Origin of the sequence: Streptomyces sp. CLV115, from assembly GCF_038448545.1 — a bacterium.
GTDB lineage: Bacteria > Actinomycetota > Actinomycetes > Streptomycetales > Streptomycetaceae > Streptomyces > Streptomyces sanglieri.
In genome coordinates, this window is record NZ_JBCEWQ010000115.1 from 19,495 (window position 1) to 28,155 (window position 8,661).

General features: G+C 69.0%; 5 protein-coding genes and 3 pseudogenes. 5 read left to right on the top strand and 3 right to left on the bottom strand.

Features of this window, described 5'->3' with window-relative positions:
• Positions 1-426 precede the first annotated feature (426 nt).
• A pseudogene (locus tag AADR41_RS30155) lies at positions 427-789 on the bottom strand (IS701 family transposase); the annotation flags it as partial.
• On the opposite strand from AADR41_RS30155, the pseudogene AADR41_RS30160 reads away from it, so the two are divergent.
• Positions 781-1,391: pseudogene (locus AADR41_RS30160) on the top strand (IS5 family transposase); the annotation flags it as partial. The pseudogenes AADR41_RS30155 and AADR41_RS30160 sit on opposite strands and share 9 nt — an antisense overlap.
• 547 nt (positions 1,392-1,938) lie before the next feature.
• Here AADR41_RS30160 and AADR41_RS30165 read toward each other — a convergent pair.
• Both AADR41_RS30165 and AADR41_RS30170 read right to left on the bottom strand, forming a co-directional pair.
• Positions 1,939-2,421, bottom strand: a complete 483-nt coding sequence (locus tag AADR41_RS30165) for a DUF6882 domain-containing protein (protein ID WP_342284655.1) — start codon at positions 2,419-2,421, stop codon at positions 1,939-1,941.
• A gap of 97 nt (positions 2,422-2,518) precedes the next feature.
• Positions 2,519-3,993, bottom strand: a pseudogene (locus AADR41_RS30170) (NF041680 family putative transposase).
• A gap of 1,203 nt (positions 3,994-5,196) precedes the next feature.
• Here AADR41_RS30170 and AADR41_RS30175 point away from each other — a divergent pair.
• From AADR41_RS30175 to AADR41_RS30190, 4 genes are all read left to right on the top strand, one after another.
• Positions 5,197-5,859 (top strand): response regulator transcription factor, encoded by a 663-nt coding sequence (locus AADR41_RS30175; protein WP_342284656.1) that lies wholly within the window; start codon positions 5,197-5,199, stop codon positions 5,857-5,859.
• 725 nt (positions 5,860-6,584) lie between these two features.
• A complete protein-coding gene (gene dhaK, locus AADR41_RS30180; RefSeq protein WP_342284657.1) occupies positions 6,585-7,577 on the top strand; it encodes a dihydroxyacetone kinase subunit DhaK in 993 nt (330 codons plus the stop codon).
• A 43-nt stretch (positions 7,578-7,620) separates the two neighbouring features.
• Positions 7,621-8,235 (top strand): dihydroxyacetone kinase subunit DhaL, encoded by a 615-nt coding sequence (gene dhaL / locus AADR41_RS30185; RefSeq protein ID WP_342284659.1) that lies wholly within the window; start codon positions 7,621-7,623, stop codon positions 8,233-8,235.
• Positions 8,232-8,642: a PTS-dependent dihydroxyacetone kinase phosphotransferase subunit DhaM gene (locus AADR41_RS30190; protein WP_342284660.1), complete on the top strand. Its 411-nt coding sequence runs from the start codon at positions 8,232-8,234 to the stop codon at positions 8,640-8,642. The genes dhaL and AADR41_RS30190 overlap by 4 nt, the downstream gene beginning before the upstream one ends.
• Positions 8,643-8,661 lie beyond the last annotated feature (19 nt).

Genomic DNA, 8,661 nt, shown 5'->3' on the forward strand with positions numbered 1-8,661 from the left:
GAAATGGCCGGTCTCCCTGGATGCCTCAGAGTTCCGCAGGTCCCTGGGTCTGCCGGACTCTGCGGCTAGCGTCGCCGGGGCCTCCGTTCCGGGCAAGATCGTTGCGCAGCTCGGCCGCGGCGAGGTCCGGAAAGCCGTCCTTACCGAGCTGACCAAGACCCCCGCCGCGGCCCTGGAAGTTCTGCGCGAGCCTGCCATCCGGGAGGTCCTCAGGGACCGGGACGTCGCCCGGTTCGTACGTGAGCAGCTACGTCTGGCGACTAGTACTGCAACGGGCTTTTGCATGACGGTGGGTCGGTTTCCGGTGGTGTGTGACCGCGTCGTTTGTGTGGCTGGTGCGGGCTTGGTGTTGTCGTCTTCGGCGCCAGATCGACCAGTGCAGGACGTGCTCGACCGGTGCGGGCCCTCGGTTGGTGAGGCGGTGGATCAGACGTCTGATCTCGGCGAGGCTGAGATGGATGAGCTGGGAGGATCCGTTTCTGCTTTCCCGGTGTCCAGTTCGCGGGCCCGCAGGACGGTGAGGCAGGCGTCGGCGGCCATGGCCAGGGTGATATTGCGGTGCCAGCCGGGGTAACGGCGAACTTGGTAGTCGTCCAGGCCGCACTCCTGCTTCGCGGTCTGGAAGCATTCCTCGATCGCCCAGTGGCTGCCAGCGATGTGGATCAGCTGGTCCAGAGTGGTGTCGTCGGGGCAGTAGGCGATGTAGTAGGAGAGCTCTTCGGGGCGGGCAACGCTGCGGCGGGCGATCACCCAGTGCCGACGGTCGGGCCGGTGCCAGGGGCGTACTTCGCCGCCTGGCAGAAGGAGGGTGTCTTCGACCACCTCAACGGCCTCCTGAGACGCCTGGTCCGGGAAGCCGAAGGCCGGGACGCCGAGCCGAGCGCCTGCATCCTCGACGCCCAGAGCATCAAGACCTCAGCCAACGTGCCCGCTGCCGGGCAGGGCATCGACGCGGGCAAGAAGATCGCAGGCCGCAAACGCCACATCGGCGTCGACACACTCGGCCTTCTCCTGGCAGTGCTGGTCACCGCCGCCAACGTCTCCGACAACACCGGCGGCATCCACGTGCTCTCGAACATCGCTGCCGACCACCCCCGCATCACCAAGGCATGGGGCGACACCGGCTACCGCACCAAAGTCATCGACCACGGCGCCCGCCTGGGCATCGACGTCGAAGTCACCGCCGCGACCCCGCCCAGAAAGGCTTCAAGGTGATTCCGCGGCGCTGGGTCGTCGAGCGGACCTTCGGCTGGCTCATGCACCACCGCCGCCTCGCCCGCGACTACGAAACCCACCCGCACCGCTCCGAAGCCATGATCCGCCTCGCAATGATCGACCTGATGAGCCGCAGGCTCACCCGAGAATCGACTCCGAACTGGAAGGATTCATAGCCTTCGGGCCACGCTGACGCGCGCGCTCCCGCCCCTCATGGCCTGCGGCCAGCGGTCCTCGATGACACCCGCCGCTGCCCGACAGGCACCACAGGCGTCCTCCCGTTCCGGCAGCCACCAGCGGTCGGAGGGCGACATGCCAGTTTCCCGGATCCCGCACAGTGTCCTGTCGAAGATGCCGAAAGCGTGGGAGACACCAGCGGGAAGACCATCCGCGACGGCCCTCTCCCAGCGCATCTCCATGGGCAGGTACGGCGGTCGCGAGATCTCAAACCACTCTCCGCCCACATGGGTGGCGGCATGGCACCAGGAACAGGACCAGATCTCCTCTCCCCAAGCCGTCGGCGGCACCGGCCACTGCCACATCGACCGTCCACACACATCACACTCCATAGGCGGATCCTCACACGCTGACACGGACCGCCCCAAGCTGCTGACATCGCGCCAGTTACCAAACACCCCCGCCAGGACAAAACGCTCTTTCAGCTTGTCGTTTAACGTCCGACAGCCGCAGCCAGCAGCTCTGGCACTTGGGCATCCATCGCTGTCATGCAGCGGTGAGCTTCAAGTCATGAACCAGGAAGTGGAGTTGCATGCCGTCGGTGGACTCCGCCCACAGCCCTTCGGCGTCGAGTACGGATGCTGCGACCATCCGAGCCTCAGCGACAAGTTCGGGATGGTAGTTGAAGCCCGACCACGGCAGGACGGGGTAGCCATTCTCCTCGCCGAACTGCCGGACCTGCTCGATGTCGCCCAGGACTGCGGGCGGAAGTGACTCGTTCGCCCATGACCACAGCCAGGACTGCTGGGGGACGCTGACGCTGCCGATCAGCGTGAGTCGGCCGGTGAGGAACACCTTTCCGGAGCGCGACCACGTGATCTGCGCGTCGTCCATCGACCACTGGTACTGCACGTCACCCGACAGTCCGAAGCGTTCGACCATGAGGGCCTGCCGACTGCGGGCGCGTTCGCGGGCCGCGAGCACGACCTCCTCCCATCCGGAGTGGTCATGCTTCGAGCGGGCGTCCACTTTGTCTCCTCGCACCAGAACGGTCGGCAAGATCTTCCCATTCGGGCTGCTGGTTTACTGCAGCGGGCCCGGACCTGCCTGATGGGGGGATCGTCGCTCATCCTGTTCGCCGGGGCTTGGTGCCCTTCTTGTGATGGGCGGGCCGGGTGTATGCCTGGCCGGTGGCCAGGACTCTGCCCACCTCGTGGCGAGGCGCGGGCCGCTGGTTCTTCGAGCCGGGTGGTCGGCCCGGGCCTGGGCGGGTGGGTTTCGGCGCACGCGCTGGTGAGGGGGCCTTCGTGTGGAGGTTCCTGAACCCGCGCCGAACGCGCGCAGGGGTGAGCTTGTTCGGTTCCGCCGGCCGCTCCCAGGGCCAGCGGAGGTCGGCGACGAGCGGGCGGGCGAGGCGGAGCTGGGTGTGCGCGGCGATCACCAGCCAGGTCCAGCGGTCAGCGGCCGTGGAGTCGCGCAGGCGCGGGCGGGTCCAGCCGAGGGTCTGCTTGAGCAGGCGGAAGGTGTGCTCCATGTCGAAGCGGCGGAGGCACGCTTGCCAGCAGCGGTCGATGTCGGCCGCGGTGGCGCCAGTGCTCGACCACCACAGCCAGACCGGCCGGTTCACCCCGCCGCTGGGCAGCTTCTCGACGGCCAGGCGGATCACGGTGCCCTCGATCACCGGCAGCGGCCCGTCGTGCTCCAGCCAGGCCGCCCGGCGGGTCAGCCGCGGGTGGAGCCGGTTCCAGGCCCGGGCGACGGCGGTGCCGTAGCGACGAGTCTCCGTAGTGGTCACAGCCTGCTCGGCACCCCAGGTCGTGGGGTCGCCGAAGACGAACTCGCCGCCGTGCTTGGGCGGCCGGCCGCCGGCCGGGTTCGCCGCGGCGAACTCCGCGCGGCTGGGCGCCGGGCGGCGCATCACCCGGTCCGAGCTGAGCCGGCCGAGGACTTGCACCGGCAGGTCGGCCAACAGGTGGGCGATGCGCGGGGCATCTTAGCCGGCGTCCATCATCACCAGGATCTCCGGGTCACCCGCCTTCCACTGCCCGGCAGCGATCAGCCGGACCACCGTGTCGCAGAGTTGGGCAGCGGTGACGGCGGCCAGGTCGGCGCCGGGCTCCAGCCGCACCGCGTCCAGCACCGAGGTCCAGGAGGTGCGGCCGGTCTCCAGCGCGACGACGAACGAGTACGGCCAACCGGGAATCATCTGGTGCTTGGCGTCGCCGCGGCCGTAGGTGTGGCAGAACGAACGATCCGGGCAGGTAGCGGCGTCCGGCCGCAGCCAAGGCGAGACGTCGACGGCGAGCACCAGGCGGCCGTCGGCGGCTCGCGGCAGCGGCAGGCCAGCCAGCGAAGTCCGCAGCCGACCGAAGTCCACGCGACCGCGGTTCAGCGCGGCGTACAGGGTGCCGTGCCCGCGCCGGTGCTCGGGCGCCAGTGCCAAGTCCACCAAGGTCTTCACCGGGCCGTCGGTGCAGAGCACCGCGTCGGTGAGCTCGAACAACGCGTCGCGCCGTCCGGTCAGGCAGTCGTAGAAGACCCCCGGAAGCGTGACAGTTCCGCGAACGGCTCGCCCCGCACATCCTGTTCCAGCACACTCACCACTGCGGCCTTCGCATCAGGTCCTTTACCTCTTGGTCGAGTTCAGGATCACGCGAAGGCCGCACCCACGCCCCGGAAATACCCGAACGAGTGATCACCGGACCAACCTGTTCGAAGCCGGACGTTAAACGACAAGCTCAGGCCAGGGCCTCGTATGAGAACTGGCGGCCCCCGATCCTGTGGGCTTCTGTACTCGTCCGCGTCGAGCCGGATCACCTGCTCCTCAATGACACCAGCGGTCGCGGAGACTTCGTGTTACCCGGCGCTCCGATCACCGGCCGGCAGGTTCCGGTGGAGGCCGCACGCCGTGCCCTGTTCGGAACAGTTGCACCGGTCTTTGTCCCGGTCGCGATCGACCACGTGCAGATGCGCCGTCGACAGGTGATCGTCCATCTCCTCGCCTCACTCCCCATCCCCCAGAACGAAGCCACAGAGCTGGCACCTGGGGACCGGCGTGCGACGCCGAGGATCCTTCCCACCAAGGACGCCTTGGCATCCTTGCCATCACGGGCGCGGGCCCGTGCGACGGCAGGTCTCGCCACTCTGCATGCGGGCCGAACAGTCCCCCTCCGAACGTGCACCTGCCCATAAGTCCTCAGGATCGCCCCTGCGCGGCGTAGTACATACGCCGCACAGCACAGGCCCTGGCGGGCCGGAAGAGGAATCCGAGATGATTCAACGCGATGTAGATGCCCCTGTTGTCCCGCGAACAGCTGAACGCATCGCCGCGCGCGGGGCCGCGCTCTACGTGCAACACGAAACCGACTGCCCGTCCGCGCCGGTACTGGCACTGGGAAACATCGAATGTGTAGGACCGAACTGGCTGTCCGATTCACTGGCCGCCAATCGCGGAACGGGCCGTCTCCGTCTGCTTCAGGGACGAGTCCGACTGACACCGGAGCTGCTGCACCACCTGACTGCAATCGCACGGCGCACCGCCTCGGAGTCGAAGCTTTCCGTTGCTTTGGCCGCCTGCGCCCGCAATCACTCTGCCCGCGTCGTCGCCTCCGGTTGGCAAGCACCCGCCGCATTCTGGCCACGCGGAGCGCTGCCGGGATCGGTCGTCACACACTCCTCGGTGATCTCGGCTCCCAGCCGACTGTTCGCCGCGCGCCGCTGCCTGGAAAGCGGCTCCGCGGCCGCTTCAACCTTCTTGTCCCCGCCCCGAGTGCTCCGATCGCACAGGAGAAAGCAGCCTGCGGTATGACCCTTGCCGCGCCAAAAGTGTTCGTTGCCGTCCAGGCCTACGACCCGGTCTCGCTGGCCGGGATCACCGACCTGCTGCGTCGGCAGCCCGAGGCCAGCGTGCTCTGCGATGCCCATCCGGACGAGGCGGACGAGGCGGACGCGCCCGTCGTTCCCGGTGTGATGGTCGTCGTGGCCGATGCCATCGACGAGAAGACGCTGATCCGTCTGCGCCACATTCAGCGCACCAGCACCTCACGTACCGTTCTGGTCACCACGGACATCGACGAGCAGAAGCTGGTGAGTGCCGCGGAGTGCGGTGTCGCCGGTGTGGTCAGGCGCTCCGACGCGACTCCGGAGCATCTGGTGCAGGTCATCGGGACGGTGGCGCGGGGCGAGGGCCATCTCCCGTCCGACCTGCTGGGACGGCTGCTGGAGGAGGTGGGCCGCCTCCAGGGGCAGGTGCTCGGTCCGCGCGGCCTGCACTTCACCGGCCTCGCGGCACGCGAGGTGGATGTGCTCAGGCTGGTCGCGGAGGGGTACGACACCGCGGACATCGCGACGAAGCTCGCCTACTCCGAGCGCACCATAAAGAACGTGCTGCACTCGGTGACGACCAGGCTCCAGCTGCGGAACCGGTCGCACGCGGTGGCGTACGCGATACGGCAGAGGCTGATCTGAGGACCGATCGGCTATTCCGGTGCATTACCACCATCTCGCCCTGACATTAGGGAGTGATGTAAGCAGATCAGCGGCACGTGCCGCCATTGGGCCTGATGGGGCTCCTGCACGTCGCCGCTCGGATCAGCCGGAGCGGCCGCCGCGTCGACCTTCGGATATCGACGACCCGGCTGAGCTCACGGTCGCACCCCACCGTCTGGCCACGCTGCCCCGCCCCGCCAGCTGACTCGCTGCCCCCGCCCACCTCGCCCCAGGGACCTTGGAGAACCCAACCCCGCGTCGGACCCTCACCGCGCCCACCGGCCGACGCAGCCTCAACTGAAACGCTGAGGTTAGCTATGGATGGACGCCAGTCTGCAGGAAGTGGCCTCCCCCGGTCCGAGCAGTACCGGCCCGGCATCCTCGGGAGATGAACGGGCGGACCAGCAACCTCCCTGGACACGGTCATGGCGGAAGCAGGATCATCTGCATCCGACCGGTGGCGCACTGGCGCGCACCCGCACCCTCGCGTCGATAATTGCGGCATGATGCACATTCGCAAAGGTCGCCACCCACCAACCCCATCTGGTGCTCCGTCAGAAGACTCAGCAAAGAGTCAGCATCAATACCGCGCGGAACCGCTTCGGAACGCCATGAACCGCCAAGATCAATAATCCGCCCCACTCATTCTGACCTGCGAAAACCGTGCTCAACAACTTGCCTGCTAAGCTCACCAGGAGGTAGCCGTGAGGATGCTGATCAACGTCCCCGAAACCGTTGTCGCGGACGCACTGCGCGGTATCGCCGCCGCCCACCCCGAGCTGACCGTGGATGTCGAGAACCGGGTCGTCGTACGGCGTGACGCGCCCGTGGCCGGGAAGGTGGCGCTCGTCTCCGGCGGGGGATCCGGGCACGAGCCGCTGCACGCGGGATTCGTCGGGCCCGGGATGCTCTCCGCGGCCTGTCCCGGAGAGGTGTTCACCTCGCCCGTGCCGGACCAGATGGTGCGGGCCGCCGCCGCGGTCGACAGCGGGGCGGGGGTGCTGTTCGTCGTCAAGAACTACACGGGCGACGTGCTGAACTTCGAGATGGCCGCCGAGCTCGCCGAGGACGAGGGTGTCCGGGTCGCCCAGGTACTGGTCAACGACGACGTGGCCGTGACCGACAGTCTCTTCACGGCGGGGCGCCGGGGCACGGGCGCCACCCTGTTCGTCGAGAAGATCGCCGGGGCCGCGGCCGAGGAGGGCGCCCCGCTGGAACGGGTGGAGGCCGTCGCCCGGCAGGTGAACGAGGCCTCGCGGAGTTTCGGGGTGGCTCTCGGCGCCGTCACCACACCGGCAAAGGGCTCCCCCACGTTCGATCTGCCGCCCGGTGAGCTGGAGCTGGGGATCGGTATTCACGGCGAGCCGGGGCGGGAGCGCCGGCCCATGATGACCTCGCGGGAGATCGCGGACTTCGCCGTGCACGCGGTGCTGGACGACCTGCAGCCGACCGGACCGGTGATCGTGCTGGTCAACGGCATGGGCGCGACGCCGCTGCTGGAGCTGTACGGGTTCGGCGCCGAGGTCCAGCGGGTGCTGTCCGAGCGGGGCGTCGTCGCGGCTCGTACGCTCGTGGGGAACTATGTGACCTCGCTCGACATGGCGGGCTGTTCGGTGACGGTCTGCCAGGTGGACGAGGAACTGCTGCGACTCTGGGACGCACCGGTGGAGACCCCGGCGCTGCGCTGGGGCCGCTGATCCGCCGGTACCCCCCGTCATGCTGGAGCGACAAGGAGATCATGTGCTCGACGCCGACTTCTTCCACCGTTGGATGACCGCGGCCGCGGCTCTGGTGAGCCGTGAGGCGGGCCACCTCACCGACCTCGACTCCGCGATCGGGGACGCCGACCACGGCAGCAACATGGAGCGCGGGTTCTCGGCGGTGACCGCGGTCCTCGGCGAGGAGCCGCCGCGGACTCCGGGGGCCGTACTGATCCTGGCCGGAAGGCAGCTGATCTCGACGGTCGGAGGTGCGTCGGGCCCGTTGTACGGGACGCTGCTGCGCCGTACGGGAAAGGCCCTGGGCGATGCGCCCGTCGTGTCACCGCAGCAGTTCGCGGAGGCACTCGGGGTGGGCGTCGCGGCCGTGGCGCAGCTCGGTGGGGCGCAGGCCGGGGACAAGACGATGCTCGACGCGCTGCTGCCGGCCGTCGAGGTGGCCGGCACCTCGTTCACGGCGGCCCGGGAGGCGGCCGAGGCGGGGGCGCTGGCGACGGTGCCGATGCAGGCCCGCAAGGGCAGGGCGAGTTACCTGGGTGAGCGCAGCATCGGCCACCAGGACCCCGGGGCGACGTCCTCGGCCCTGCTGATCGCCGCGCTGGCCGACACCGCGGCGGCGGACGGGGACGGGGCATGAGCGACGCGCGTCAGGTCGGGATCGTACTGGTCTCGCACAGCGGCCCGGTGGCCGAGTCGGTGGCCGAGCTGGCCCGGGGGCTGGCGGCGGGCGGCGCCACGGCACCGGTGGCCGCCGCCGGTGGCACCCCGGCGGGTGGTCTCGGGACGAGTGCGGAGCTGATCGCCGAGGCCGCCAGGTCGGTGGACTCCGGCGCGGGCGTCGCGCTGCTGGTCGATCTGGGCAGTGCGGTGCTCACGGTCAAGTCGATGCTGGCCGAGGGCGACGAACTGCCGGACGGCTCGCGACTGGTGGACGCGCCGTTCGTGGAGGGTGCCGTGGCGGCCGTGGTCACCGCGTCGGCGGGCGGCGACATCGCGGCGGTGGAGGCCGCGGCGTCGGAGGCGTACGGGTACCGCAAGGTGTAGCGGCGGGGGGGGGGGGGGC